The organism is Microbacterium invictum (assembly GCF_014197265.1).
Taxonomy (GTDB): Bacteria; Actinomycetota; Actinomycetes; order Actinomycetales; family Microbacteriaceae; genus Microbacterium; species Microbacterium invictum.
On sequence record NZ_JACIFH010000001.1, the window covers coordinates 3,302,987 to 3,328,501 of the forward strand.

The following is a 25,515-nucleotide window of genomic DNA, read 5'->3' on the forward strand; positions in this document are numbered from 1 at the left end:
TCTCCCGGGCGTGCGAGTGAATAGGGTGCGTAGCGAGCGGATCAACGCGCACTCGAATATGGCAGATGAGAGGGAGAATCCGCGCGACCAAGTGGAGAAGTGGCTCGATCGGAGACGCCGACCGATTCGGCTCCGTCCACCCCGCTAAGGTGGAGTTCCCGTAAGGGAACCGAGCGTTCAAATCCCTCCGTCTCCGCCAAAAATCCCTGATCAAAAGGATCTTTCAGGCCTTTCTGGCTTCTGATCAGAAGTGCGCTGGTCCTGCTTCCTCCGGCCCGAAGGCTGCCAGTGGTCCGCCAGGGGTCCCCGAACTTCCTGGGTTCTGCGTGCGCGAGTCGTCGCGCGTGTTCGCGGCGCTGGCCCTCGCTGAGGAGGTGGGCGTAGACGGCAAGGACGGTGTGCGGGTCGTCGCCGAGGTATTCGGCCACGCCGTTGACAGGGTGCCGAGCCGTGGCCAGGTTGATGCCGCGAAATGGCGAAGGTTGGCTCGAACCGTGCTGATACACGGACCGCTCTCGCGATCCGCCTTGGCCGTCCGTCTCGGAGTGTCTCCGGCGAGCCTGACCCGAGTGACAAAGCCTTTCGTCGATCGTGGGATCCTCATCGGACTCGCCGACGTCGTCGACGGCGTGGGTCGCCCCTCACACCCGCTGGACGTCTCGCCGAAGGTCGGCACATTCCTGGGGGTTCAAGCTCACCGGGAAACCGGCGCACGTCTTTCTGACGGACGTGCGGGCGCAACTCCTCGGCGAGGCCGTCGTGGCGCTGACCGACCATGAGCCCGCCACGATCGTCGAAGCGGTCGTCGACGCCAAGGGTCGACACGCCGACAGCGGCGCTGCACCCACGGGGATCGGAATTAGCCTCGGCGGAATGACGGACGGAAGCAACGTCGCCTGGGCGCCGTTCTTGAAGCGGGATGCCGTGCCGCTGGGCGCCCTGGTGGACGCGACAGGGCTATCGACCCGCGTCGAGAACGACATCATCGCGCTGGCGGAGGCCGATCGCTGGTTCGGCGTCGGACGCGGCCTGGAGGGATTCGCGGTGATCACCATTGGCGACGGCGTCGGTTACGGTGTGGTCGCGGGCGGCGAGGTCGTCCGCACCCCGGATGCGGGGATAGGCCTCGCGGGAACGTTCATCGCTCTCGCTGCGAACCTTAGGCTCTACTCTGACGTCGTCCTCGCGGGGAGGCATACGGCTGTTCGCCGTGGCCGAGTAGACGGTGCGGGACACCGTGGCCGAAGATCGTGATCCGCGCGCGTCCGATGTCCGCCTGCATGCGGACGACACCGGGTTCACTGGGGCGCGTGCCGCCGCCGCCATCTCGATCCAGAGCGCGTTCGAACGACTCGGGTGACACAATTCCCGCGTCCGTACCCGCGTCGTCCGTCTGTCAGGGTGTTCGCGCGCGGACGCCGACTTCTGGGCGCGCAAGGATCGCGCCCTCCCTGGTGCAGGTCAGCGTCGCACTCGCCCGGATATCGAAGCTCGAGAAGCCGACACTGAGACGGTAGTCGCCTGGCTCGATCGACCAGCCGTCGGCCCAATGCGCCAGCTCTCGTCGCGAGATCGCGATTCGTGCCAGCACCTCCTCACCGGCATCGCCGGTGAGGGCGGCGAACCCGGCCAGCCATCGCTGGGGGTAGTCCACGATCGACGGGGAGAGTCGCTCGAGGTAGACCTGCACCACCGTGCTCCCCGCGCGTGAGCCGGAGTTGTGAACCGTCACGTCGGCGATCACGTCGCCCTCCGTCATGACCTCGTCGACGATGGCAAGAGAGTCGAGTTCCCAGACCGTATAGCCGAGTCCGTATCCGAACGGGAAGGCGGGATCGGCTCCCGCTCGGAGCCAGGCGCGGTATCCGACGTGGACGCCCTCGTCGTAGCGGAGCACGCCTCGATCCGGTGCGACGGTGGTGACCGGAATCGCCGACTCTTCGGCGGGCCATGTCATCGGAAGACGGCCGCGTGGCTCCTCGGCGCCGTTCAGGATGCTGCCGAGAGCATGCCCGAATTCCTGACCGGGGAACCACACTGCCAGGACAGCTGCGGCATCCTCGACCCAGGGCAGCCCGACGGGCGCCCCGGCGTTCACGACGACGACGGTGCGAGGGTTGGCGTCGACAACGGCTCGGACCAGATCGTCCTGTGCTCCCGGCAGGACCAGCGAGCTGCGATCGAAGCCCTCGGACTCCACTTCGGCCGATGTGGATACCACGACCACGGCGACGTCCGCGGACCGGGCAATGGCGACCGCCTCGTCGATGAGCTCATCCCGAGGTCGTGCTGTCGCAGGAACCCCGATGCGGAACGACATGGCGTCCCCCATCTCGCCCAACCGTGGTGCGAATCGTGCACGCAGCTCCACCCGCCCGTCGGTGACGGGGACCTCGAAGGTGGTCGACGGCGGGTGCAGAACGGCGGCCGCGGGGTCGTCTTCCGGCCGAAGCTGCACCTCGCCCTGCGCGACGACTTCGTCGCCGACCAGGATCTCGTAGGCGCAGAGACCGGCGATGCTCATCGGGATTCGCGGTGTCGTGTCCGCGGGCATGTACGTGAGCTGCATCTCGATGAGGTCGGACCGGGCGGCGAGTGCCGCGCCGTCGAAGGAGACGATTCCGGAGGCGCGACGGTGCTCCTCAGCCAGAAGCCGTCCATCCGAGAAATAGCGGACCGTCATGCCGGGCGTGCCGTCCGGCGTGGTGAACATGTCCGGCGTGAGATCTGCGAGGTCGCGATGGACCGCCGCGCCCTGCGCCCAGGTCACCGTCGCGTCCGGGAATGCGGTTTCGATGCCCTCCAATGGAGTGACGACGGCCGCGGGCATCACCGTTGCGCTGCCCCCGCCCTGCGTGCGTGCGATGACCGCGCCCTCGCCGATGACGGCGATGCCGGCGGGTTCGCGCAACGGCAGGATGCCCGCATTCTTCAGGAGCACGGTTCCGGCCACCGCTGTATCGCGGGCGATCGACAGAAGGTGGGAGTCGGGCAGCGGGGCGGGCCGGTCGCGCACCGGTGACGCGGCGAGCGCCCCCACCCGGGAGGCGAGTCGCAGCAGACGCAGGATCTTGCGGTCGATCGCGCTCTCATCGACCTCGCCGTTGCGCACCGCGGTCACGAGAGCGTCGCTCCACGCGCTCCGCGGGCCGGGCATGGCGAGATCCTGTGGCATCCGCGCGCTCTGAACGGATCGAACGGCGGTCCAGTCGCTGACGACCACCCCGTCGAAGCCCCACTCCGCGATGAGCGGTGTCTCCAGCAGCGGATTCTCCGACGCAGTGACGCCGTTGATGGCGTTATAGGCGCTCATCACGAGCCAGGAGCGCCCTTCGACGATCGGGGTTTCGAAGGCCCGCAGATACACCTCCCGCAGCGTTCGGTCGTCGATGCGGACATCGACCGTGAAACGGTCGGTCTCCGAGTCGTTGGCGACATAGTGCTTGACCGTCGCGCCGACGCCGAACGACTGCACGCCCTTGACATATTCGCTCGCCAACTCCGCAGTCAAGAACGGATCCTCGCTGAACGCCTCAAAATGGCGACCGCCGTAAGGAGTGCGTTGAATGTTGATCGTGGGTCCCAGCACCACGTCGACGGACTTGCGGACCGCTTCGCTGCCGAGCGCCTCGCCGTAGTGGCGCATGATGCCGCGATCCCATGAAGCGGCGGCGGCCGTCGGGGAGGGGAGGTTCAGCGAGGGTGACCGCTCATCCCAGGTGTCGCCGCGGACTCCGGCGGGCCCGTCCGACAGCACGATCGAACGGAGGCCGATCTTCGTTAGCGGCCATGTCGACCAGGAGTCGCGCCCGGTCAGGAGCAGTACCTTCTCTTCCAGACTGAGTCGTTCGGCCAGCGCGCGGAGCTCATCGTCGTGGTATGCGTCCATCAGCCCTTGATCGCTCCCGATGTCATGCCCGCGACGATCTGACGGTTGAAGAAGATGTACATCACAAGGGGTGGGATCGTGATGAGCAGGATGTCGGTGAACAGCAGGTTCCAGGTCGTCTGGAATTGGCTCTGGAAGTTGAACAGAGTCAGCTGTACCGTCGCGTTCTCCTCGCCGGGCAGGAAGTACAGCGGGTTCGCGAAGTCGTTGAAGACCGCGACAGACTGCACGACGATCGCCGTGACGATGACGCTCCGCAGCAGCGGGAACCCGATTCGGAAGAACAGACGGAGAGGCCCCGCTCCGTCGATGGCGGCGGCCTCGTCGAGTTCTCGGGGGATGTTCGACACGAACGCACGGAACAGCAGGACGCAGAACGACATGCCGTACGCGACCTCTATGAGCGCGAGCCCGAAGATCGTGTTGAAGATGCCGAGGGATTGCATGACCCAGGCGGTGGGCACGATCGCCGGCGGCACGATCAGGCCGGCCAGGATGAAGAAGGTGATGAGCGGGTTCCATCGTGAGGAACGCCGCGCCAGCACCCAGCCGATCATCGCCGAGAGCACGACCATGATCGTCACCGAGAGCACGGTGAGGATGGTGCTGTTGACGAAGGCGGTGATCAGCATGTAGTCGCGCGTCTGGAAGACGCTGACGATGTTCTGCCAGAGGACGAAGTCGATCGGCCAGTTGAATTCCAGGCTCGCTGAATCCGGGCCCGTCTTGAACGACTGCATGACGATGAACGCGAAGGGCACAAGGAAGACGGCGGCCGAGACGAGGATCGCGACCACCCCGGTGACATGGCGCGTGACGGTGCGGCTCACAGCTCGGTCTGCTTCCGGTTGAGCCACCAGAACAGCGGCAGGATGATGGCACTGACGACGACGAACAGCACGACGTTGCCCGCCGTGGACAGTCCGAAGAAGCCGTACGCGTACTGCTTGTAGATGACGGATGCCAGAACGTCGCTGGCAAATCCTGGGCCACCGCCGGTCATCACCCAGATCAGCTGGAACTCGCGGAGCCCGCCAATGAGCGACAGGATGACGACGGTCGTCGTCGCCGGCCGCACAAGCGGTAGCGTGATGTTCCAGAAGCGATGCCATCCGCTCGCACCGTCGACCTTGGCCGCCTCGTAGTACTCCTGCGGGATCGCGACGAGCCCGGCCATATAGATGAGCGCAGCCAGGCCGACACCGCGCCACACATCGACCCCGATGATGGAATAGAGCGCGAGGTTCGGGTCGGTCAGCCACCCCGGCCCGTCGATCCCGAAAACCGCGAGGGTCTGATTGATCACGCCGTCGAACGGGTCGAGCAGCGCCTGGAAGGTGATGCCCACGCCGACCGTGCTCACCAGCACCGGGAAGAAGACGACCGCGCGCAGGTAGCCGCGCGCCCAGATTTCGGATGTGAGGAGGACGCCGATGAGCAGGCCCAGCACGACCTTCAGCCCGGCCGTGAGCGCCCCGAAGATGAGCGTATTGGTGAACCCCTTGCTCAGCTGGGGGTCGGTGAAGAAGGTGACGAAGTTGTCGAAGCCGATGAACTCGACGTCGAACAGCGTCCATCGGGTGAACGCATAGTAGAACGACGCGAACGTGGGCACGATGAACAGCACGATGAAGATCGCGGCACCCGGAAGCAGGAACCAGAGGGGATACATCCGGTGCGCATACTTGCGGCGCGGCGGGCGCCGGCCGGGCGCTGTGACCAACGTCTCCGTCGTGTCGGGGGGTGCGAGAGTCGCCATGTGAGACCTTCGGTGTTGCGAGGGCCGCCAGCGCACTGGCGACCCTCACGGCGGACGGTGCGGATCCTTACCAGCCGGGCAGGCCCAGCTGCTGCGCCTGCTTCGCGGCATCCGCGTCGTAGAGCTCGGCGCCGCTCTGGCCGTCACGGACACCCGAGCCGACCTCGACGTTGATCTGCATCAGGTTCGGCCCCTTGACCGGCGAGAGGAATTCGAGCGCGGGCGCGACGTGGCCGGATTCGAAGTACGGGGCCCAGTCAGCGACGATGCGCGGGGCCTCGTCCGGTACCGTGCAGCCCTCGACGAGGTACTGGCCTGTCGCGCCGAGCGCCTCGGTGACCGCGTCGCAGCCCGCGGGGCTGGCGACGAAGGCCATGAACTCCTTCACCGCGCCGGGGTGCTCGGTGTTCGCCGGAGCGTAGAGCGCCGGCGGCATCCAGACCGTCATGCCGGCCTCTTCGGCGTTGTCTCCGGGTATACCGAAGAAGCCCACGTCATCGAGGTTCTCAGGCCAGTTCGTCGCGATCGTCGCCTGCGCAAAGCCGAGCATCGGGTAATGACCGGCCGCGCCCGTCGTGACGGCCTCGAGCCCGTCGTTGAGCAGCGCCGAGGCGAAGTCCTCGTTGAGGTAGCCGCCGTCGTAGATGTCCTGCAGCTTGGTGAAGCCCTGTACCGCGACCGGGTCATCGGCGAAGTTGACCTCGTTCGCCGTGTACTGGGCGGCCCAGTCGTTGTCACTGGCCCACACGTTGTAGAAGTCCGCGAGCGTGATGATCTGCGCCGTCCACGCATCGCCGAACGTCAGCTCGACGCCGGTGTAGCCGGCATCCCGGATCGCGTCGGAGTTCGCGAGGAACTCGTCCCAGGTCTTCGGGACGTCCAGGCCCAGCTCATCGTAGATCGGAATGCTGTAGAAGATGCCGCCACCGCCGGCGGTCTGCACGGGCACGCCGAACACGCCGTCCTCGGTCGACACGGCTGAGATCCAGGCGTCATCCAGGTTCGAGACGAAGTCCTCGGCCGCGATGTCGAGCATGGTCTGGTCAGGGTTCAGTGCCTGCAGCAGCGAGCCGCTGTTGTACCAGAACATATCGGGCATCTCGCCGGTGGCCAGACGCGTCTTCATCAGGTTGTCGAGCTGGGCCGAATCGCTGGGGCCGGAGGCATCGACTTTGATGACGATGTCGGGGTTCTTCGCGTTGAACGCCTCAGCGAGTGCCTCTGCGGTGGCGATATTGGTCTCGACTCCGGATCCCTGGAACCAGGTCAGTTCGACTGGCCCGTCCGGATCGTTGTCTCCACCTCCACCGGCACAGCCGGTGAGGAGCACGGACACGGCCGCCGCGCTGGCTGCAGCCAGCATCAGCGAGCGTCGGGTGGTTGCTGACATCACTTACCTCTCTGTAAGACCGCCTTGGTGCGACGGATTTCATCGACTCTGTGCAAAACGAGTCAACGATGGGCTTTCGCGTAATGCTAGAGCCGGTCACACTGCCGCGTCAATGTCCGCGTCCCTCGCACGGACACTGATACGCCTTTGTGATCAATGCGTCGACGCACGGCCCGCGCCGCCCGCACACGATCCTCCCAGCGCGGTAGCATTGCGGACTATGGCGGCACGAGGCCCGTACGCGAAGGGACTCGCGAAGCGCGAGGAGATCCTCGCGGTGGCACTGGAACACTTCGCTCGCAAAGGGTACGACCGTGCGTCTGTGCGGGAGATCGCGCGCGAATCGGGGCTGAGCCAGGCCGGTCTGCTGCATCACTTCAGCAGCAAGGAGGAACTCTTCCTGGAGGTCCTTCGCCGGAGGGACGATCGTGACGGTGATCCGGTCCACCACCGCCACGTGCACTCGATCGATCACCTGATCCAGGCGGTCGAGCACAATGTGACCGAACCCGGTCTCGTTCGGCTGTTCGTCTCGATGTCTGCCGAGAGCGTCGATGAATCCAGTGCCACCAGATCGTTCTTCGAGTCGCGCTACGACTGGCTCCGCGGTGAGCTGAGATCCGACATCGAGCAGCGCCAGTCCCGCGGTGAGGTGTCGCGCGAACTCGACCCCGAAGATCTGGCGTCGCTGATGGTCGCCGCCGCCGACGGGCTTCAGCTGCAGTGGCTGCTCCAGCCGGACAAGGTCGACATGCCCCGTCGCCTCAGCGCCCTGTGGCAACTGATCTCGAGCATTCCGTGACCCGCCGGGATTCAGCGAATCGGTGACTCAGCGGCGGTCTTGCCGGGGTCGCGCTCGATGACGTCGCCGAGCGCGTCATCGATGCGCAGCATGAGCTCCGGAGGTATCACGACGCCCGACGCCGCAGCATTCTCTCGCACCTGCTCGGGACGCGACGCGCCGATGATGGCGGAAGCGACGTTGTGGTTCTGCAGCACCCACGCGACCGCCAACTGCGCCATCGAGACCGAGAGCTCGTCCGCGATCGGCCGCAGCCGCTGCACGCGATCGAGGACGTCGTCGCGCATGAACCGCCCGATCATGTCCGCGCCGCCGTTGCCGTCCGTGGCGCGGCTCCCGGTCGGCGGCGTGTGGCCACGACGGTACTTGCCGGTCAGCACGCCCTGTGCCACCGGCGACCACACGATCTGCGAGATGCCCAGCTTCTGCGACGTCGGCACGACTTCGGGCTCGATGATGCGCCACAACGCGGAGTACTGAGGCTGATTCGAGACGAAAGGGATGCGCAGTTCGCGGGCGAGCGAGGCACCCGCACTGAGCTGAGCCGCCGTCCACTCGCTGACCCCGATGTAGAGCGCTTTGCCGGACCGCACGATGTCCGAGAAGGCCACCATCGTCTCTTCCAGCGGCGTGGCGTTGTCCCACCGGTGCGCCTGATAGAGGTCGACGTAGTCCGTTCCCAGCCGTCTCAGGGACCCGTCGATCGATTCCATGATGTGCTTGCGGGAGAGGCCAGTGTCGTTGGGGCCGCCCGGACCCACCGGATAATAGACCTTCGTGAAGATCTCCAGCGACTCGCGTCGCTGACCTTTGAGCGCATTACCCAGCACGGTCTCGGCTGCGGTGTCGGCATACATGTCGGCGGTGTCGAATGTCGTGATGCCGACGTCCAGCGCGGCCTGCACACAGGCTCGGGCCGCATCGTTCTCGACCTGAGATCCGTGCGTGAGCCAGTTGCCGTAGGTGATCTCCGAGATCTGGATGCCGGATGCGCCGAGATACCGGGATCTCATCTCACGCCCTCTCGTCGGCGACGACCGCGGTGAAGCGATGCTCGCCCCCGATCACATCGAGTTCGCGTCCGTCCGGCAGCACGATCACCGCCGGTACATTGACTGGCAGGTCAACCTCGAGTTGGAACTCGCCGTCGTCGAGCCGCCAGGACGACCTGATCGGGCCGTGCACGCTGTCGTACGAGGTATCGGCCCAGGTGATACCGGGGCCGGGCTGCGGGTGGATGCGGACCTTCGAGTATCCGGGGGCGGCGGGGCGGATGCCCCCGACGACCTGGTAGATCCAGTCTGCGACCGCTCCCAGAGCGTAATGGTTGAAGCTCGTCATTTCGCCGGCATTGATCGACCCATCGGGAAGCATAGAGTCCCAGCGCTCCCAGATCGTGGTGGCGCCCATCGTCACCGGATAGAGCCACGATGGGCACTCGCGTTCCAGCAGCAGCCGATACGCGTCATCGATGTGGCCGGTCTCCGACAGCGCCCACGTGACGAACGGGGTCCCAGCGAACCCCGTGGTGACCCGGTAGCGCGCTTTCCTCACCAGATCCGCGAGACGAGTGCCGGCGCGCCGCCGGTGATCGCCGTCGAGCACGCCGAAGGCGATCGCCAGTGCGTACACCGTGACGCAGTCCGACGTGATCCGGCCGGCCTCGTCGACGTACTGCGACACGAAGGCGCTCCGCGTCCGCGCCGCGAGGCCATCCCACCGCGCAGCGTCGTCGGTCTTGCCCAGAATCCGGGCGGCTTCCGCAATGAACGACGCCGAGCGGTAGAGGCACGCAGTGGCGACGACTGCGGGATCGGCTTTCGCCGCACCAGGATCATCGGGCGGAGCATCGGGGTCGAGCCAGTCGCCGAGCTGCTGCCCGAGTTCCCAGACCCCACGGGGGGAAATGTCCTGCTCGATGGATTCCAGGTGGAGCACCATGCCCGGGTAGTAGTCGGCCAGACGCGCGACATCGCCGTACGCCTGCCACAACGCCTGCGGCACCCACACCGCGGCATCGCCCCAGACAGCGGTCGCGCGGTGCCAGGGCAGAGAGAACCCATCGGGGAAGTTCGCGTACTTGAGCACGTCGGGGACGATGAGGGGAACGAAGCCGCCCGGCGCGTTCTCCGTCTCGACCCGCAGGTCGCGCAACCAGCCATCGAGGAAGTCGGCGATGTCGAACTGGAACGCCGCCGACGCCGCGTAGGCGGCGAGATCGCCGGTCCAGCCCAAGCGCTCGTCGCGTTGCGGACAGTCGGTGGGAACGCTGAGGAAGTTGCCCTTCTGCCCCCAGACCGAGTTCTTCACGAGCTGATCGACGAGCGGCTCGGAGCAGGAGAAGTAGCCGGTGCGGCGCATCTCGGAGTGCACCACGACCGCCTCCAGGTCGTCGAGGGAGAGTTCCCCTGGCCACCCATCCACCTCGATGTAGCGGAACCCGTGGAATGTGAGTGTGGGCTCGAACCGGTCCGCATCGCCGGACAGTACGAACACATCCGTGGCTGCCGCGCCCCGCAGCGGCCGGGTGCCCAGCTCGCCGTCCTCGAGCACCTCGGCATGGCGGATGCGGATCTCGTGTCCGCGCGGGCCGGTGACGTGGAATCGAACCCAGCCGACGAGGTTCTGGCCGAAGTCAACGAGCGTGCGTCCCGAGGGCGAGCTCCAGATCTTCGCCGGCGCCACGACCTCGTTTCGGACGATGTCGGGCGTGCTCTGCGCCACGAGCGTCGAGCGGTCGACGTCCACCACTTCCACCTGGAGGGGGCGGGGCCGGTCTCGGGCGTCGATGATCTCGCCGTCGTAGAGCGAGTTGCCGATGATCCCGGTGGTCTCGGCTTCCCAGCCGGCCGATGTCGACAGCTGCTGACTCGTGCCGTCGCCGAACGATACCTCGACTGTCGCGGCGACGCAGATCTCATCGCCGTAATTCGCCTCCGCGGACGCGAATCCGAGATCGCCGCGATACCAGCCATTGCCCAGCACGAGCTCAAGGACGAGGTCACCGTGTCCTCCCGTGACCAGCTCGGAGATGTCGTAGGTCTGGTAGGCCAAGCGCCATTCATAGGCCGTCCAACCCGGGTTGAGGACCGACTGCGAGACCGGCGCTCCATCGATGAATGCTTCGTAGACGCCGTGGGCCGTGGCAGTGAGCACCGCGCGTCGGATCTCGGAACGGGGTTGGTTCAGCGGCGCGGTCAGTCGGAAGCGTGGTGCGATGCCGCGATCGGCGACGGCGCGGATGAACTGGGCGTCCTGCAGCGGATGCGCGTGTGTTGTGGTCACGCTTCAGGATTACCATTCATTGACTGGGATTTGCAAGTCCGATTCACTTTCCCTCCCGCGTGCAATCGGCCGCCACGCGTGCCAGCTCCACGGCACGGAAGTCCGCTCCGCCCGGATGCTGACGTGGCCAGGGGATGTAGGCGAAAGCGATGTCGCGAGCGGGGTCTGCGAACGCCAGCGCGCCGGCGGCACCATCGTGACCGAAGGCGCCGAGACTTCCATATGGCATCCTCGGCTGCGGTAGCAGGAATACCGCTCCGAAGCAGTTGGGGAAATCGAGTACCCGGTCGTGCCCCCACGCTCGTTGTGTCGCCATCGCACGGAAGGTCGCTGCGGAGGCGATGGGCGCAGCCGACGACGGCAGCGCGTCGGCGAATAACCGCGCGAGGCCCCGGGCAGATCCGACTCCGCCGATCGCGGCGGGGCCGGCGCGGCGGACCCGTGGGTTGTTGGTGCTGGTGCCCCATCGGCTGAGGTCCTCCGGAGCATCGACATTGCCGAAGACGGTTGCCGCCAGCCCATCCATCGGTGGTCGGCCGGCCAGCTCGGTCTCCTGTTCGGGGGTCAGCACCGGCGGCGCGAGCGGAACATACCGGGCATCCTCGGACTCGGGCAGCCCAAGGAAGAAGTCCGCTGCGCGCGGGCCGCGCACCTCCTCTTCATACCGCTCCTGGAGGCTCCTGCCGGAAATGCGACGCACGAGTTCTTCCATCAGAATCCCGATCGTGAGCGCGTGGTAGCCGAACGCGGAGCCGGGGATCCAGAGCGGGGCTTGTGCAGCGAGGCGCGCAGCGCCCGCCGACGAAGATTCGAGGACTTCGTCGACCGAGAACGTGCTTCCAGCCAGCGCGGGAAGGCCAGCGCGGTGGGAGAGGAGGTCCCCGACGGAGATCCGACCCTTCCCCGCCGCCGCGAACGCGGGCCAGTAGTGCGCCACCTCGCGGTCGAGCTCGAGCTCGCCACGGTCGATGAGCTTGGCAATCACCAGCGCGGCCACGCCCTTCGTCACCGAGAGACTCCCGTCAGGGACTCTCGGCTCAGCGCCGACCCGACTGCAAGGTCCACAACCAGGCGGCCGCGGTGGTGGATGGCGAGCTGTGCGCTGAACCCGGGCTCCGCATCGACGTACTCGCGGAGCTTGTGGCGCACCGGTTCGAACAATTGATCGCTGTCGCCGTGTAAGTCGGTCATGTGGTCTCCTTCGCAGTCGCGTGGTGTCGCGCAACGGAGTCGCGCAACAGAGCAGAGAGCAGGTCGGCTGCCCCCGAGGCGTTTTCGATGACGGACAGATGTGCGCCCGGCAGTTCCTCATATCGGAACGTGCTGCTATCCGCAGCGAATGCGCGCATGTTGCTCGCCGACACGGCGCGGTCGGCGGTTCCGCCGACGGCCAGACCGCGCGTCGTAACCGGACGCGCGAGGTGTCGGCCGTCGTACTCGGCGAGTGCGCGGCAGCACGCGAGGTGACTGGACAGATCGACGTCGGCGAGGTCGTGCAGAGTGTCGGCGACGACATCCGCACCCGCCCCCTCGGCGAATACAACGGTGAACCAGCCGCGGCGCGTGCCCGCGGGATCGAAGGCAGGGGTGCCGTGACGAGTCGCGGCCGCGACGATGGCGGCCCAGCCTTCCGGCGAGCCGAAGAGGAGTGCGCTGTTGAACAGTGCGACACCCGTGATCATCAATTCCGGCCGCACCGCGGCTTCCAATGCGATGGCGCCGCCCGTGGATGCGCCTGCGATCACGACACGTCCGGTACATCGCGTCGATTCGATCTGCTGTGCGATTTCTGTGGCGAGGCTGCCGATGTCGACTTCCGCTAGCGCGGGCGCGCCGCCATGCCCGGGGAGGTCAAAGAGCAGCATTTCAGCCCCGAGACGGGGCGGGATCAGCTGCACGACGGACCCCCACATGCGCGTTGTCGTTCCGTGTGAAGGCAGTAAAGCGAGGGTCGCGCGCGGTTGTCGAGCAGGCAGATACGTCGTCAATCTCAACGCTTCGCGTTCTCTTCGCCTCGTCGCGGTTGGGTGATCTCAACAGAACCGAGCGGGATAACAGTCAATGAATGGTAAGGCATGCGCGAGTGGCGCACGTGCGCAGAATGGTAAGACTCTCACGTCGGTGGTCAAGCCTTGAGCGGGCCATTGCGAGACGGTGGCGATGCCGGAGACGGCAGAACCAATAAAGAAAGTTGGGATTCTGATGGGACACGCAATGAAGCAAGTCCGAAGCACCACACTGGGGTGACGCAGTAATCCGGCCGAGGAAGGTGTTCGTCTTGGACGCGCCGACGGCGGTCGGGCAGCCGCGTCACCGAAAGGGACCAGATACGCCTCGATCTGCACGTCGACCGCCGCGATATCGGCGTCGATCTGATCGATCCGACCCAGCATCCTGCGATAGCAGGAACCGGTGATGCTCGTCGAAGTGACCGGTGAACGCTTCCTCCAGCTGGGGGATCTTCTTCCGCATCGCAGTACGCGCCATCTGCGCGAGCACTGTCGGATCTTGCTCCCCGGCGATCAGCGCCGCCATCATCGCCCGCCCGGAGGCACCGAAGATATCGGAGGCGACCACCGACGGCTTGATGCACGCGTCTTCGAGGACCTTCTCCACCCGGTCCTTCTCCGCGCCCCGCGAGCCGACCACAAGCTGGGCCGGAGCATCTGCCGTTCAGCGACCTTGCAGAGCCAGGCCGCGTTCAGCACGTCCGTCTTCGGCCTGCCCGGTAGATGTGCGACGTCCTTCGCGTTCACCAGCCTCGGCTCCAGCACGTGCGCTTCGAGCAGGTAGAACGGCGGCCGCCAGTAGTCGCTGGTCGCTGCCATCACTACCCGTTCGACACCCAGTTCCACCAGCAGGTTCGCCAATTCGGTCAACGACCGAGTCATCGTCGAATGCGTTGTCACCTCCTGCACCCGCCGCTTGCCTCCCGGCGGTGCCGGCAACCGGACACAGCACACCACCTCCGCCTTGCCGATATCCGGCGCCGCGACCCGCTCGATGATCTGCTCGTCGTCCTCTGTCTGGGTGAACATCACCGACACTCCCTTCCGAACCGGCATTGCCAACGGCGTGGCCGCCCGGGCGAACCACCAGGACGAGACAGCGAATCTAGTTCTCGTGCTCAACCGTCAACGACGGCCCGCGACAATGAAAAGTTGCTGTGTCTGCTGGTCGCGCAGCATCTTCTCGGGATCGCGTCCGGCCGGAAGTGGATCCGGTGCGCCAGAGCGCATCTGCGGGGCATGTTCCCGAACATCTCCAAGCAGTCCGGATGGGGCAAACGCGTCCGCCAGTCCACCGGGCTGCTGTCCGCGGGTGATCACCGAGCTGGCCCGTGACACGCCGTCGTGGGGCGAGGTGACCCGGCTGATCGACTCGACCCCGCTGCCCTGCGCCGAGTCGCGGGAGACGGTGAGACGCTCCGACCTGGCCGGCCACGCCGGCGAGCGCTGGGTCGAAGACCGCGGGAGGGTGTATCGGGTTAAATGGCATCCGTGAGTGACGATGAGGCGAGTTCAGGCGATCGAGGGCCGCAGACCCACAGGACGATCGATCGTGTGACGAAGATCCTGGAGGAGGTCGTCTACAACCCGGGAATGACCTTCGCTGAAGTGGCGAAAGCTCTCGACGCGCCGCGAAGTTCCGTGCACGGGTTCATTCGCGGACTCCTCGCCAGGGGCTGGCTGTTCGAGGACAATCATCGCTTCTACCTCGGGCCTGCCGTCTACGGCCTGACGCTCGCCAGCGGACACATCCGGGCCGGCCTTGTGACCGAGGGAGATTTGGCCGAACTGCATGATTCGACGGGGCTGACGGTCTTCCTCGGTGTCCAGGCAGGGGAGCATCTGATCTACGTCGCGGAGGCCGGATCCGACACGCTCGTCGGATACGCCGCACGGACCGATATCCGCCGCACTCTCCTCGAAACGGCGGGTGGTAAGGCGCTGCTCGTGGCTCTCCCGGAGTCGCAGCGCAATGCGTACCTGCGACGCAGGCCACCCGAGGATGCGGCGCTCGTCGACCAGTTCCTGTCCGAGTCCGTCTCGATCAGGGAGTCGAGGATCGCCCGCAACTCGCTGCATCAGGGCTCACGATTCGCCCTCGCGACTGTGCTGTCCAACACCGCGGGCGAGGCGGTAGCCGAAGTCACGCTCGTGGGAGAGAGCTCCGACATGTTGCCGCGCGAGGAGGAACTGAGTCAGACGCTGCTTCGGTTCGTCGACGGGTGGCGGCAGCGCAAGGGTTACAGCGCTCGTGAGGCTGTCTGACCGGACGCCATCAGGTGCGGTCGAAGACAGCTGCGAGGTCGGCAGGGTCGACCTGCAGGGGCGGTACACCGGCTCGTTCCTGCTGCAGCTGCAGGAACGCCTGGCTGTCGCGGCCACCCCAGCCTCGATCCATGGCCTCGGTCATCTCGTCGTAGATGATGTCGCACAGCGCCGTGGGAACTTCGAACTCACGCGCGAGGCGAACCGCGAGTCCGGCGTCCTTATATGCCAAGCGAAGCTGGAAGCTGGGGGTGTCGAGATCTCCGGACAGAACCCGGTTGCCGAATTTGTCGAAACTGCGAGCGCGCCCGGCTGCTCCGGAGCGGATTGCCTCGAAGAGTGCGAGCGGCTCGAGGCCCGCCTTCACGCCCACTGTCATCATTTCGCCCAGCACCGCCGAGATGCCGAGGCTTGTCATGTTGTGCACGAGCTTCGCGATCGTACCCGCACCGATGGGGCCGATGTAGGCCGGTTTGTCGGCGATCGCCTGGAGAAGTTCGAGGTGTCGATCGAACGCAACTCGATCGCCACCCACCCAGATCGCCAGCCGGCCGGTGGCGGCGCCGTTCGGTCCGCCGCTCACCGGTGCGTCCAAGAAGGCGACTTCTCGCTCGGCGAGTCGCGCTGCGAGGGAGCGGACAGTATCGACCGAGTTGGTCGACAGATCGAACCACGCCGTCCCCTCGCCCAGACCCGACTCAAGGCTCGCGGCGACATCCTCGACGTCGGCCGGGGTGGGGAGGGACGTGAAGACGACTTCGACGCTGCGGGCCAGCTCTTCCGCGGTGGCCGCCCAGGAGGCGCCGTGTGCGAGCAGTTCAGTCGCAGCGTGCGGAGCGATATCGGTGACGACGAGCTCGTGCCCCGCGGCGAGCAGATTCGCCGCCATTCCCCGGCCCATCTGGCCGAGCCCGATGAATCCAACCCTCACGGTTCTCCTGTCCGGAGTCGGTTTGACTCCTCTTCCGCGTTGACTGTACCGTGCCAATGTTCTCGATGAGGAACAATGATTCGATATTACGAACACACGATCGGGGAGAATTGCCTCATGACCGAGTCGAGCATTTACGTCAACCGAACCTCGGTGGGGGTGCCTTCGGATCCCGTCAGTGGCACATTCACGGGCGAGGCGTGGCGCGACGTCATCGTGCCCCGACGCGACGGCATCAACGTCGCGGACGTCTTCTTCACGCCGTGCGCGCGCACCGACTGGCACACGCACGAGGGTGGCCAGCTGCTCATCGTCCGCTCGGGCGAGGGGTACATCGGAGATGAGCACGGCGCACACCGCGTCGCGGCGGGGGACACCGTCTGGACACCTCCCGGCATCCGGCATTGGCACGGGGCCGCGCCCGATCGCACCTTCCTCCATACCGCGGTCTCGATCCGTGGCGTGGAATGGTCGGATCCGGTCACGGACGGCGAGTACGCACGGTGGACGGCCCCCGATGGCAACTGAACCCCCATTCGTCCTGCTCCACGGCGGCCGTCACGGCGGATGGTGCTGGAAGCGTGTCGCACCGCGGCTGCGGGCGGCCGGGCACGAGGTCTTCACCCCGACACTGACCGGCCTGGGGGAGCGAAGGCACCTGCTCAGCCCTGCCATCGACCTCGAGGTGCACGTCGCCGACCTGCTCGGCGTCTTCGAAGCAGAAGAACTCGACGACGTCGTCCTTGTCGCCCACAGCTACGGTGGCGTGGTGGCGTCCCGCGCGCTGCAGTCGCTGCGGGAACGGGTCCGCAGTTTCGTCCTGCTCGACGCGCACATGCCCGCCGAGGGGCAGGCGGTGTTCGACCTGGTCAATCCCGACAAGGTGCAGCGCATGAAGCAGCTCATCGCGACCGAGGGCGATGGCTGGTACGTGCCGGTCATGGATGCGAAGTGGTGGGGGCTCACGGATGAGGAAGACATCCGATGGGTCAATTCGAGGGTCACGCCTCAGCCTGCACGCACATACACAGACCCCGTCGGACGGACGGACTATGCACGGACGCATCCCTACACGTTCATCGAATGCAGCGACTCCGCACTCTCCGGCAGCGAACGCGAGTGGCAGCGACAGCGCGCAACGAAATCACCCGATGGCATCCGTCACCTGATGATCGACGGATGCCACGACGTCATGGTCACCGAGCCGCAGGCGCTTGCGGAGATGCTCCTGTCGGTGACCGATGCACCGACCGGTCGAGTGCACCCCGGCTAAAACCTAGTGCTCACTCGATATTGGTGCTAGCGTCTTCCACCAGGCGACCGAAGGGGTTCGCCGAGTGAGGAGAACAGGGATGTTCCGATTCAGAACCGCGGCCGCGGTCACCGTGATCGCGACGCTGGTCATCACAGGATTCGTGGGTTCCAGCGCCAGTGCCGCCCCGCCGTGGTGGCATCCGGGCGAGGCCGGGGGCAATGACGTGAAGGTGAAAGTCTCAACGGGCTCGCTGCGCGGCTCCACCGAAGACGGCGTGACCAGTTTCAAGGGTATTCCCTACGCCGCCCCGCCGACTGGCGCCAACCGGTGGCGGCCGCCACAGCCGGCGAAGTCGTGGAAGGGTGAGCGCGACGCCACCGCGTTCGGCCCGGACTGCATGCAGGCGAGCTTCGGTCCGCCTGGAGACACCCCGCCCTCGGAGGACTGCCTGTTCGCCAACGTCTGGCGCCCGGCGGGCGCCAAGAAGGGCGACAAGTTGCCCGTCATGGTCTGGATCCACGGTGGCGCATTCGTCTTCGGCAGCGGATCGCAGCCGACATTCTCAGGCGAGGCGTTCGCCCGGCAGGACGTCATCCTGGTGACCCTCAACTATCGACTCGGACGGTTCGGATTCTTCGCCTTCCCGGCCCTCAGCAAGGAGCGTCGCGGCGAGCCGAAGGGCAACTATGCCTACATGGACCAGATCGCGGGGCTCGAGTGGGTCAAGCGCAACATCTCGAAGTTCGGCGGCGACCGGAACAATGTCACGATCTTCGGGGAGTCGGCCGGGGGCGTCTCGGTCAACGCACTGCTGACTTCTCGCTCAGCGCACGGCCTCTTCGACAAGGCGATTTCCGAATCGGGGGGCGGTCGTGACGGCACCCTCACCGGCCGTCCGATCGCCGATGACAACACCGATCCGCAGTTCCCGGTTTCGGCCGAGACCATCGGCGTCAACTTCGCCCAACGGCATGGGATCGAGGGCGTCGATGCCGCCGCGCTGGCGCGCTTGCGGGCGCTGCCGGCCGAGCAGATCCTCGATAGTGGGGCCGAGACCGATGGCCCGGACGGCCCGCGGACCTATTCGGGGCCGATCGTCGACGGGCGCCTGGTCGCGCAGACGCCCGAGACCGTCTTCTCGGCGGCGAAGCAGAGTCGTGTCCCCGTGCTCATCGGTTCGAACAGCGCCGAACTGGGTGTCGAGTTCGTCCGCGCCGATTCGAAGGAAGACCTCTTCCGGCAGTTCGGCGATGCCAGAGACGAGGCGATCGCCGCGTATGACCCCGACGGGACCACCGATTTCGCCACTCTGATGACGATGGTCATCACCGACGAGGTCTGGGCGGAGCCCGCCCGGTTCATCGCCGATGCCGTCGTCGCCAGGCGCAAACCGGCGTATGTCTATCGGTTCTCCTATGTCGCCGAATCCATGCGGGCTCAATACACGCAGGGAGCACCGCACGCGTCTGAACTCGAGTTCGTCTTCGACACCCTCGAGGGGCGCTACGGCGACGCACTGACAGACACGGACCGCGGCGTCGCCAGCATGATGAACCGCTACTGGGCGAATTTCGCCAAGACGGGCGATCCGAACGGTCCGGGACTCCCGGAGTGGCCGCAGCACGATCCGTCCGCCAATCCGATTCTCGACTTCCGTCCCGATGGCACCGCGGTCGGCGGACCCGACCCCCACACCGCGCGGCTGAATGCCGTCGAGAAGGCCGACGACCTCGTGGTGCCTCGCTGATCCAGGGGCCCCGTCCCGCGCCGCCGAGCCCGGAGTTCGACAAGACTCCGGGCTCGGCGGTCGTCCTCAGTCGCCTGCGCGCGCGGCTGGTTGCGACGGGTCGGATGCCGCGGCGTCCCAATCTCCGTCGACGAACAGCGAGAACACCTGGCGCAGTTCGTCCGACATGTCGACGACGTCACGGTCAAGCAGCCACTGCACCTGCAGCCCGTCCATGAGCGCGATCACAGCGATGGCCGCGCGGCGCGGGTCGATGCCGGGGCGCAGCCGGCCGTCGGCGAGGAGGGCCAGGAACGCACGTTCCACCTTCTCGCGGGTGAAGTCGTAGCGGCGAGCGAAATATGCGTGGGCCGGATGATCGGGCGACGTCGCCTCGGCCGACAGGGTGGTGTAGAGCTCCACAACGCCCGGGATCGACGCGTTGTGCGCGGCAAGATCGACCAGGCTGCGGAGCACCTCCATGCCGTCGGGCGAGTCGACCGGTACCAATCCGCGGGCCTTCTCGTCGCGATGCTCGAGTACCGCTTCGAGCAGGGCTGTCTTGCTCCGGAAGTGGTGCAGCAGACCGGCCTCGCTCATGCCGACCCGCTGAGACACCTCGCGCAGGGATCCCGATCGAAAGCCGGACTCGGCGAAGACCTCGAGCGCGGCGTCGAGGATGGCAGCCCGCTTCTCAGCCGTCTTGGCATACGCTCCCCGCGGCTTGCGCGTGGGCTTCGCGGGGTTGGCACTGGTCGTCATGGGTTACCACCGTATACGGCCGGGCATCGTCGCCGACGACCGGATCCCTTCTCATTCAAGAACTTAGTCTCTGGTCGGAGTCCGAGGGCGAGTGGTGCATTCCTCAAAAACCTAGCGATCACTCGTATTTGGTGATAACTTTCTGAACAGAGGCGATCCGCAGGGGTATCGCCACCAGAAGGGACCAAGGATGTTCCGATTGAAGGCCACAGCAGCCGTCGCCGCCATCGCCGTCCTCGCGCTCACCGGTTGCTCGGGAGGCGGGGATGTGACACCCGACGAGGGGGACACCACTCGAGCCGAACAGTTGAGCCTCAGCTCATTCGTCGCTCCAACGAGTTTCGACATCGGCGAAGGCGCCGATTACGGAAACCGCAGCCCATTCTTCCAAGCCGTGTTCGACACGTTGCTCCAGAAGAACGGGGATGGCGAGATAGAGGCGTGGCTCGCCACGGAGTGGGAGTACAACGACGACGGCACTGTGCTCACGCTGACGCTGCGCGACGACGCCACCTTCACCGACGGTGAGCCCGTCAACGCGGAAGCCGTCGTAGCGAGCCTCGAGCGGTTCCGCGACGGCAGCGCACCGCAGGCGGCGACGCTCGCGGGCAAGGAGTTCGCCGCGGTCGATGACTTCACCGTCGAGATCACTCAGCCCGCGGCCGACCCGTCGCTGCTCAATCTGCTGTCGATCGCCCCCGGTCTCGTCCAGGCGCCGTCATCGTTCGACGATCCGGATTCGGCGACGAACCCCGTCGGCTCAGGGCCGTACATCTTCGACGCCGCCGCTTCGGTCATCGGCACCACCTACAACTTCACCGCCAATCCGGACTACTGGAATCCCGATGCGGTGAAGTACGAGAACCTCACCATCAGCGTGATCGAGGAATCGACAGCCACGCTCAACGCACTCAAGGCCGGTGAGGTGAACGGATCCAAGATCATCGACAACACCACCATCCCCGAGGTCGAGGCGTCGGGGTGGACGGTCCAGTCGAACGAACTCGACTTCCAGGGCATGCTCCTGTTCGACCGTGCCGGCACCATGTCCCCCGAGATCGGCAACGTGCAGGTCCGGCAGGCGATCAACAAGGCGTTCGACCGCGAGGCACTGCTCGAAGCGCTGCAGGCGGGCTACGGCACGACCACCGAGCAGGTCTTCCCTGTGACATCGGTCGGCTTCGACGAGGCGCTGGACAGCACCTACGGCTACGACCCCGAAGGGGCCCGAGAGCTTCTTGCCGAGGCCGGCTATCCCGAGGGCTTCACGCTGAACCTGATGACGACTCCGGCGTTCCAGACGACATTCGATCTCGTCGCCCAGCAGTTGGCCGATGTTGGCATCACCGTCAACTACACCGACCCCGGCACCGGCAACTACATCACGGAGATGCTTGCGCCGAGCTATCCGGCCGCGTTCATGGCCCTCGAACAGAATCCCGATTGGCAGCTGATCAACTTCATGATCTCGCCGGATGCCACCTACAACCCCTTCGGGTACTCCGACCCGCAGGTCGACGAGTACATGTCGACGATCCAGCTCGGAACCGAGGAGGAGGCGGAGCAGGCGACGAAGGACCTCAACGCCTACATCGTGGACGAGGCCTGGTTCGCCCCGTTCTTCCGGGTGCAGGCATCGTTCGCGGTCGACGAGAACACCAACCTCGAGTTCTGGCCGACCAACGCCTACCCTTCGATCTTCGGCTTCTCGCCGAAGAGCTGACCGACGCCGGTGGGCCCGTGCAGCGCGCTGCACGGGCCCACCCCGTTTCACAGGACTGAGAAATGCTCGCATTCATTCTCCGGCGCGTGCTCGCCGGTCTCGCGCTCATCGTGGTCATCTCCTTCCTTGCCTTCGTCCTGCTGTATCTCGCAGGCGGCGATATCGCTCGCCGCATCCTCGGCGAGAACGCGAGTGCCGAGTCGGTCGCGAGACGTCGCGAGGAACTGGGGCTCGACGCGCCACTGCTCACCCGGTATTGGGATTGGGTCATCTCCGCGCTCACCGGTGATTTCGGCCGCAGCTGGTTCAGCGGCGAGCTCGTGACGGCAAGCGTGACGAATCGGCTCGCGGTGACACTCTCGATCGTGATCGGCGCGACGATCATTTCGGCGCTGCTCTCCGTTGTGCTCGGCGTCTGGGCGGCTCGACGCGGCGGCGTGGTCGACGGTGCCATTCAGATCTTCTCCCTCGTAGGCTTCGCGATCCCGGGCTTTCTCATCGCACTGGGACTCGTGCTGGTGTTCGGCGTGAGCCTCGGCTGGTTCCGGGCCACCGGCTACACACCGGTGACGACCTCGGTGACAGGGTGGCTGTCATCGGTGACCCTGCCGATCATCGCGCTGTCGATCGGTGCCATCGCGAGCGTCGCGCAGCAGATCCGCGGTTCGGTCATCGACGCCATGTCCCGCGACTATGTGCGGACGCTCCGCTCGCGCGGCCTGCGCACCGACTCCGTCGTCTACCGGCACGTTCTGCGCAATGCGGCGGGTCCGGCCCTCGCCGTTCTGGCGGTGCAGTTCATCGGGCTCCTGGGTGGCGCCGTCATCGTCGAGCAGGTCTTCGCGATCCCGGGCATGGGTCAGCTCGCCGTCCGCGCGACCAGTCTCGGCGATCTGCCCGTCGTGCTGGGCGTCGTCATCGCGTTCGCGGTGATCGTCATCATCGTCAATCTCCTCATCGACATCGCCCAAGCTGCGCTGAACCCGAAGGTGCGACTCTCATGACCGCGGTAGACCTCCCGCCCATCGTCCCCGTGGCTCGCTCGCGCGTCGCCCTCGGGAGACGTGTCCTGCGCCGCCCGCTGGGTCTCGCGTCGGTGCTGTTTCTCGGCCTGGTCGTCGTCATCGCCGTCATCGGCCCCTGGATCGCCCCGCTGGACGCCAACTACGCCGACGTCCGCAATGTGCTGGCTCCGCCGAGCGCCGATCACCTGCTGGGCACGGACGGCAGCGGTCGCGACGTCTTCTCGCGCCTTCTGGTCGCCACGCAGACCACCGTTGCAGCGGCGCTGATCGCCGTGGTGGTGGCTGTCGTGCTCGGTGTGGTGAGCGGTCTGATCGCCGGTTACTACCAAGGCTGGTTCAACACCGTCGCCACCTGGGTCACCGAACTGAACATGGCGCTTCCCGGCATCGTCGTGCTGTTGGCCGCCCGAGTCGTCCTCGGCCCGTCGGTGTGGATCGCGATGCTCATCTTCGGTGTGCTGCTCGCGCCGGCGCTCTTCCGGCTCGTCTACGCGTCCGTGACTTCGGTGCGCGAGGAGCTGTACGTCGATGCCGCGCGGGTGTCCGGGTTGAGCGACGGCCGCATCATCGCCCGCCACGTGCTGTCGGTCGTCCGGGCACCGATCATCATCCAGGCGGCGATGATCGCCGGCATTGCTATCGCGGTGCAGTCGGGTCTGGAGTTCCTGGGCCTCGGAGACGTCATGGTGCCCACTTGGGGCTCGATGCTCAACGATGGCTTCGGCAACATGTACCGCGCGGCGATCCTGATGCTCTGGCCGTCGCTCGCCATCGCGTCGACATGTGTCGCGCTGACGCTGCTCGCCAATGTGATGCGCGACGAGATCGAGCGCACGATCACTGTTCGCCGGCGCCGTGGCCGAGCCGTCACGACCGTGACAGGCTCGGTCGCGGCCGTCACCACCTCCTTCTCGATGAGCGGCGGGGACGTCGTCGATGCGGATGAACCGCCCGTCCACGAACGGGACGAGGTCATCGTTCACCGTGACGACAAGCACTGCAAAGAACCGCTGACAGTGCTCGCGCTCCGCGAGGTCCGGGTCGGCTACGACCAGCCCGACCGGTCGCACATCGAGGTGGTCCGGGGGGTTTCGCTCGACATCCGCGCCGGGGAAGTGCACGGCCTGATCGGCGAGTCCGGGTCCGGGAAGACGCAGACCGCCTTCGCCGTTCTCGGCCTGCTGCCCCGTGGTGGTCGGGTGACGGGCGGGTCGATCCGCTACGAGGGGGTCGAATTGGCCGACGCGCCGGAGCGCGATTTCGCGCAGATCCGAGGAAAGCGCATCGGCTACATCCCGCAAGAGCCGATGAGCAACCTCGATCCGTCGTACACGCTCGGCAGTCAGCTCGTCGAGCCGCTGCGCAAGATCCTCGGTCTCTCCAAGAAAGAGGCCGTCGAGCGCGCGCTTGATCTGCTCGCACGTGTCGGCATCCCAAACCCGAGACGGACATTCGACGCCTACCCGTTCGAAGTCTCGGGCGGCATGGCCCAGCGGGTGTTGATCGCCGGAGCAGTCTCAACCGACCCGGATCTCATCATCGCCGACGAACCGACGACGGCGCTCGACGTCACCGTGCAGGCGGAGGTGCTGGATCTGCTGCGAGACCTGCAGTCGGAACGGAAGATGGCCATGCTGCTCGTCACGCACAACTTCGGTGTCGTGGCCGACCTGTGCGATCGCGTCACGGTCATGCAGAACGGTCGCTTCGTGGAGCAGGGCCCGGTGAGGGCGATCTTCCACCAAGCTCAGCACCCCTACACGCGTGCCCTGCTGGACGCGATTCTCGAGGACGGCGCTCCCCGGGAGTCGCTCGCGGCGAAGGGAGGCGCAGCATGACGGCGCCACTGCTCGATATTGCCGATCTCGTGGTCGAGTATCCAGGAAAGGGTTTCCGGGCAGAGCCGTTCCGCGCGCTCAACGGGGTATCGCTCGATATCGCGCCGGGCGAGACGGTGGGACTTGTCGGAGAGTCGGGCTCGGGGAAGACGACCCTCGGTCGCGCGGTGCTCGGCCTGGCGCCCGTCAAAGCGGGTGCGATCGTGTACGACGGCAAGGACATCACACAGCTGGGCCGCCGGCCGCGCAGGGCGCTGAGCTCGGAGATCCAGGTCGTGTTCCAGGACCCCTACTCGTCTCTCAACCCGTCGATGACGATCGAGCAGATTCTCACCGAGCCACTCACGGCGACGGGCAGCGCGGCCACGGCAGCCAGGGCGCGCGTGCGAGAGCTGCTCGACCAGGTCGGTCTGCCGGCCGATGCGCAGGGCCGCCTCCCTCGCGAGTTCTCCGGTGGCCAGCGGCAACGCGTCGCGATCGCTCGGGCGCTCGCGCTCAGCCCGCGTCTGATTGTGTGCGACGAGCCCGTTTCGGCGCTCGACCTCACGACGCAGGCCCGCGTGCTCGATCTTTTCATCGAGATTCAGAATCGCACTGGGGTCGCCTACCTGTTCGTGACGCACGACCTCGCCGTTGTCCGCCACGTCAGCCATCGGGTGGCCGTCATGTATCGCGGTGAGATCGTCGAGTCCGGGGATGGCGATCGAGTGACCTCAGAACCTTCGCATCCGTATACGCAACGCCTGTTCATGGCAGCGCCGGTGCCCGACCCCGACGAGCAGGAGGAGCGACGCCGGGCGCGGCGCGCTCTCCTCGACGCGGAACGGGCGGCCTCGCCGTCGTAGAACCTCGCACC

General features: G+C 66.2%; 23 protein-coding genes, 1 tRNA gene and 1 pseudogene. 12 read left to right on the plus strand and 13 right to left on the minus strand.

The window, feature by feature from the left end; all coding sequences use genetic code 11:
- Positions 1–110: 110 nt before the first annotated feature.
- Positions 111–199: transfer RNA gene (locus BKA10_RS15220), tRNA-Ser, on the plus strand.
- Positions 200–729: 530 nt separating this feature from the next.
- Positions 730–1,254: an ROK family protein gene (locus BKA10_RS15225; RefSeq protein ID WP_183500743.1), complete on the plus strand. Its 525-nt coding sequence runs from the start codon at positions 730–732 to the stop codon at positions 1,252–1,254.
- 142 nt (positions 1,255–1,396) lie between these two features.
- Here the strand turns inward: BKA10_RS15225 and BKA10_RS15230 are convergent, their stop codons facing one another.
- The 4 genes from BKA10_RS15230 to BKA10_RS15245 all read right to left on the minus strand — a co-directional run bounded on the left by BKA10_RS15230 (position 1,397) and on the right by BKA10_RS15245 (position 7,038).
- Entirely contained in the window at positions 1,397–3,889 is a 2,493-nt protein-coding gene (locus BKA10_RS15230; protein ID WP_183500744.1) for a beta-glucosidase, read from the minus strand.
- Positions 3,889–4,719, minus strand: a complete 831-nt coding sequence (locus BKA10_RS15235) for a carbohydrate ABC transporter permease (protein ID WP_248199186.1) — start codon at positions 4,717–4,719, stop codon at positions 3,889–3,891. The genes BKA10_RS15230 and BKA10_RS15235 overlap by 1 nt, the downstream gene beginning before the upstream one ends.
- Positions 4,716–5,561 carry a carbohydrate ABC transporter permease gene (locus BKA10_RS15240; protein ID WP_241740015.1) on the minus strand — a complete coding sequence of 282 codons (846 nt, stop codon included), beginning with the start codon at positions 5,559–5,561 and terminating at the stop codon, positions 4,716–4,718. The genes BKA10_RS15235 and BKA10_RS15240 overlap by 4 nt, the downstream gene beginning before the upstream one ends.
- A gap of 154 nt (positions 5,562–5,715) precedes the next feature.
- A complete protein-coding gene (locus BKA10_RS15245; RefSeq protein ID WP_241740016.1) occupies positions 5,716–7,038 on the minus strand; it encodes an ABC transporter substrate-binding protein in 1,323 nt (440 codons plus the stop codon).
- 220 nt (positions 7,039–7,258) lie between these two features.
- Here BKA10_RS15245 and BKA10_RS15250 point away from each other — a divergent pair, with 220 nt between their 5' ends.
- Positions 7,259–7,840: a TetR family transcriptional regulator gene (locus BKA10_RS15250; protein ID WP_183500746.1), complete on the plus strand. Its 582-nt coding sequence runs from the start codon at positions 7,259–7,261 to the stop codon at positions 7,838–7,840.
- 11 nt (positions 7,841–7,851) lie between these two features.
- Here BKA10_RS15250 and BKA10_RS15255 read toward each other — a convergent pair whose 3' ends face one another.
- From BKA10_RS15255 to BKA10_RS15280, 7 genes are all read right to left on the minus strand, one after another.
- Positions 7,852–8,853, minus strand: coding sequence for an aldo/keto reductase family protein (locus BKA10_RS15255; protein WP_183500747.1), 1,002 nt, complete (start codon positions 8,851–8,853; stop codon positions 7,852–7,854).
- 1 nt (position 8,854) lies between these two features.
- Complete coding sequence (locus BKA10_RS15260) at positions 8,855–11,125, minus strand: family 78 glycoside hydrolase catalytic domain (protein ID WP_183500748.1); 2,271 nt, start codon at positions 11,123–11,125, stop codon at positions 8,855–8,857.
- Positions 11,126–11,168: 43 nt separating this feature from the next.
- Positions 11,169–12,122 carry a serine hydrolase domain-containing protein gene (locus BKA10_RS15265; RefSeq protein ID WP_183500749.1) on the minus strand — a complete coding sequence of 318 codons (954 nt, stop codon included), beginning with the start codon at positions 12,120–12,122 and terminating at the stop codon, positions 11,169–11,171.
- 8 nt (positions 12,123–12,130) lie between these two features.
- The gene (locus BKA10_RS15270) at positions 12,131–12,316 is read right to left on the minus strand and encodes a hypothetical protein (RefSeq protein ID WP_183500750.1); all 186 of its coding nucleotides are present in this window, start codon (positions 12,314–12,316) and stop codon (positions 12,131–12,133) included.
- Positions 12,313–13,119: an alpha/beta fold hydrolase gene (locus BKA10_RS15275; protein ID WP_338402332.1), complete on the minus strand. Its 807-nt coding sequence runs from the start codon at positions 13,117–13,119 to the stop codon at positions 12,313–12,315. The genes BKA10_RS15270 and BKA10_RS15275 overlap by 4 nt, the downstream gene beginning before the upstream one ends.
- Before the next feature lie 316 nt (positions 13,120–13,435).
- Positions 13,436–13,741: a hypothetical protein gene (locus BKA10_RS16820; protein ID WP_241740139.1), complete on the minus strand. Its 306-nt coding sequence runs from the start codon at positions 13,739–13,741 to the stop codon at positions 13,436–13,438.
- Entirely contained in the window at positions 13,660–14,190 is a 531-nt protein-coding gene (locus BKA10_RS15280; protein ID WP_338402333.1) for an IS110 family transposase, read from the minus strand. Before BKA10_RS15280 ends, BKA10_RS16820 begins: the two co-directional genes overlap by 82 nt.
- 93 nt (positions 14,191–14,283) lie before the next feature.
- Here BKA10_RS15280 and BKA10_RS16825 point away from each other — a divergent pair.
- Both BKA10_RS16825 and BKA10_RS15290 read left to right on the plus strand, forming a co-directional pair.
- Positions 14,284–14,575 (plus strand): annotated as a pseudogene (locus BKA10_RS16825) (transposase family protein); the annotation flags it as partial.
- A 113-nt stretch (positions 14,576–14,688) separates the two neighbouring features.
- Positions 14,689–15,399, plus strand: coding sequence for a helix-turn-helix domain-containing protein (locus BKA10_RS15290; protein ID WP_206686707.1), 711 nt, complete (start codon positions 14,689–14,691; stop codon positions 15,397–15,399).
- Between the two features lie 10 nt (positions 15,400–15,409).
- On the opposite strand, the gene BKA10_RS15295 is transcribed toward BKA10_RS15290, so the two are convergent.
- A complete protein-coding gene (locus BKA10_RS15295; RefSeq protein ID WP_183500754.1) occupies positions 15,410–16,330 on the minus strand; it encodes an NAD(P)-binding domain-containing protein in 921 nt (306 codons plus the stop codon).
- A gap of 117 nt (positions 16,331–16,447) precedes the next feature.
- On the opposite strand from BKA10_RS15295, the gene BKA10_RS15300 reads away from it, so the two are divergent.
- From BKA10_RS15300 to BKA10_RS15310, 3 genes are all read left to right on the plus strand, one after another.
- A complete protein-coding gene (locus BKA10_RS15300; RefSeq protein ID WP_183500755.1) occupies positions 16,448–16,858 on the plus strand; it encodes a cupin domain-containing protein in 411 nt (136 codons plus the stop codon).
- Positions 16,848–17,603 carry an alpha/beta hydrolase gene (locus tag BKA10_RS15305; RefSeq protein WP_183500756.1) on the plus strand — a complete coding sequence of 252 codons (756 nt, stop codon included), beginning with the start codon at positions 16,848–16,850 and terminating at the stop codon, positions 17,601–17,603. Before BKA10_RS15300 ends, BKA10_RS15305 begins: the two co-directional genes overlap by 11 nt.
- Before the next feature lie 79 nt (positions 17,604–17,682).
- Positions 17,683–19,332: a carboxylesterase/lipase family protein gene (locus tag BKA10_RS15310; RefSeq protein WP_183500757.1), complete on the plus strand. Its 1,650-nt coding sequence runs from the start codon at positions 17,683–17,685 to the stop codon at positions 19,330–19,332.
- A gap of 66 nt (positions 19,333–19,398) precedes the next feature.
- Here BKA10_RS15310 and BKA10_RS15315 read toward each other — a convergent pair whose 3' ends face one another.
- Positions 19,399–20,073: a TetR/AcrR family transcriptional regulator gene (locus tag BKA10_RS15315; RefSeq protein ID WP_183500758.1), complete on the minus strand. Its 675-nt coding sequence runs from the start codon at positions 20,071–20,073 to the stop codon at positions 19,399–19,401.
- 190 nt (positions 20,074–20,263) lie between these two features.
- Between BKA10_RS15315 and BKA10_RS15320 the strand changes: the two genes are divergently transcribed.
- The 4 genes from BKA10_RS15320 (at position 20,264) to BKA10_RS15335 (ending at position 25,504) form a co-directional block, all read left to right on the plus strand.
- Positions 20,264–21,796: an ABC transporter substrate-binding protein gene (locus BKA10_RS15320; protein WP_183500759.1), complete on the plus strand. Its 1,533-nt coding sequence runs from the start codon at positions 20,264–20,266 to the stop codon at positions 21,794–21,796.
- 62 nt (positions 21,797–21,858) lie between these two features.
- Entirely contained in the window at positions 21,859–22,800 is a 942-nt protein-coding gene (locus BKA10_RS15325; protein ID WP_183500760.1) for an ABC transporter permease, read from the plus strand.
- A complete protein-coding gene (locus BKA10_RS15330; protein WP_183500761.1) occupies positions 22,797–24,659 on the plus strand; it encodes a dipeptide/oligopeptide/nickel ABC transporter permease/ATP-binding protein in 1,863 nt (620 codons plus the stop codon). The genes BKA10_RS15325 and BKA10_RS15330 overlap by 4 nt, the downstream gene beginning before the upstream one ends.
- Positions 24,656–25,504, plus strand: a complete 849-nt coding sequence (locus BKA10_RS15335; RefSeq protein ID WP_183500762.1) for an ATP-binding cassette domain-containing protein — start codon at positions 24,656–24,658, stop codon at positions 25,502–25,504. The genes BKA10_RS15330 and BKA10_RS15335 overlap by 4 nt, the downstream gene beginning before the upstream one ends.
- The last annotated feature ends 11 nt before the right edge of the window (positions 25,505–25,515 follow it).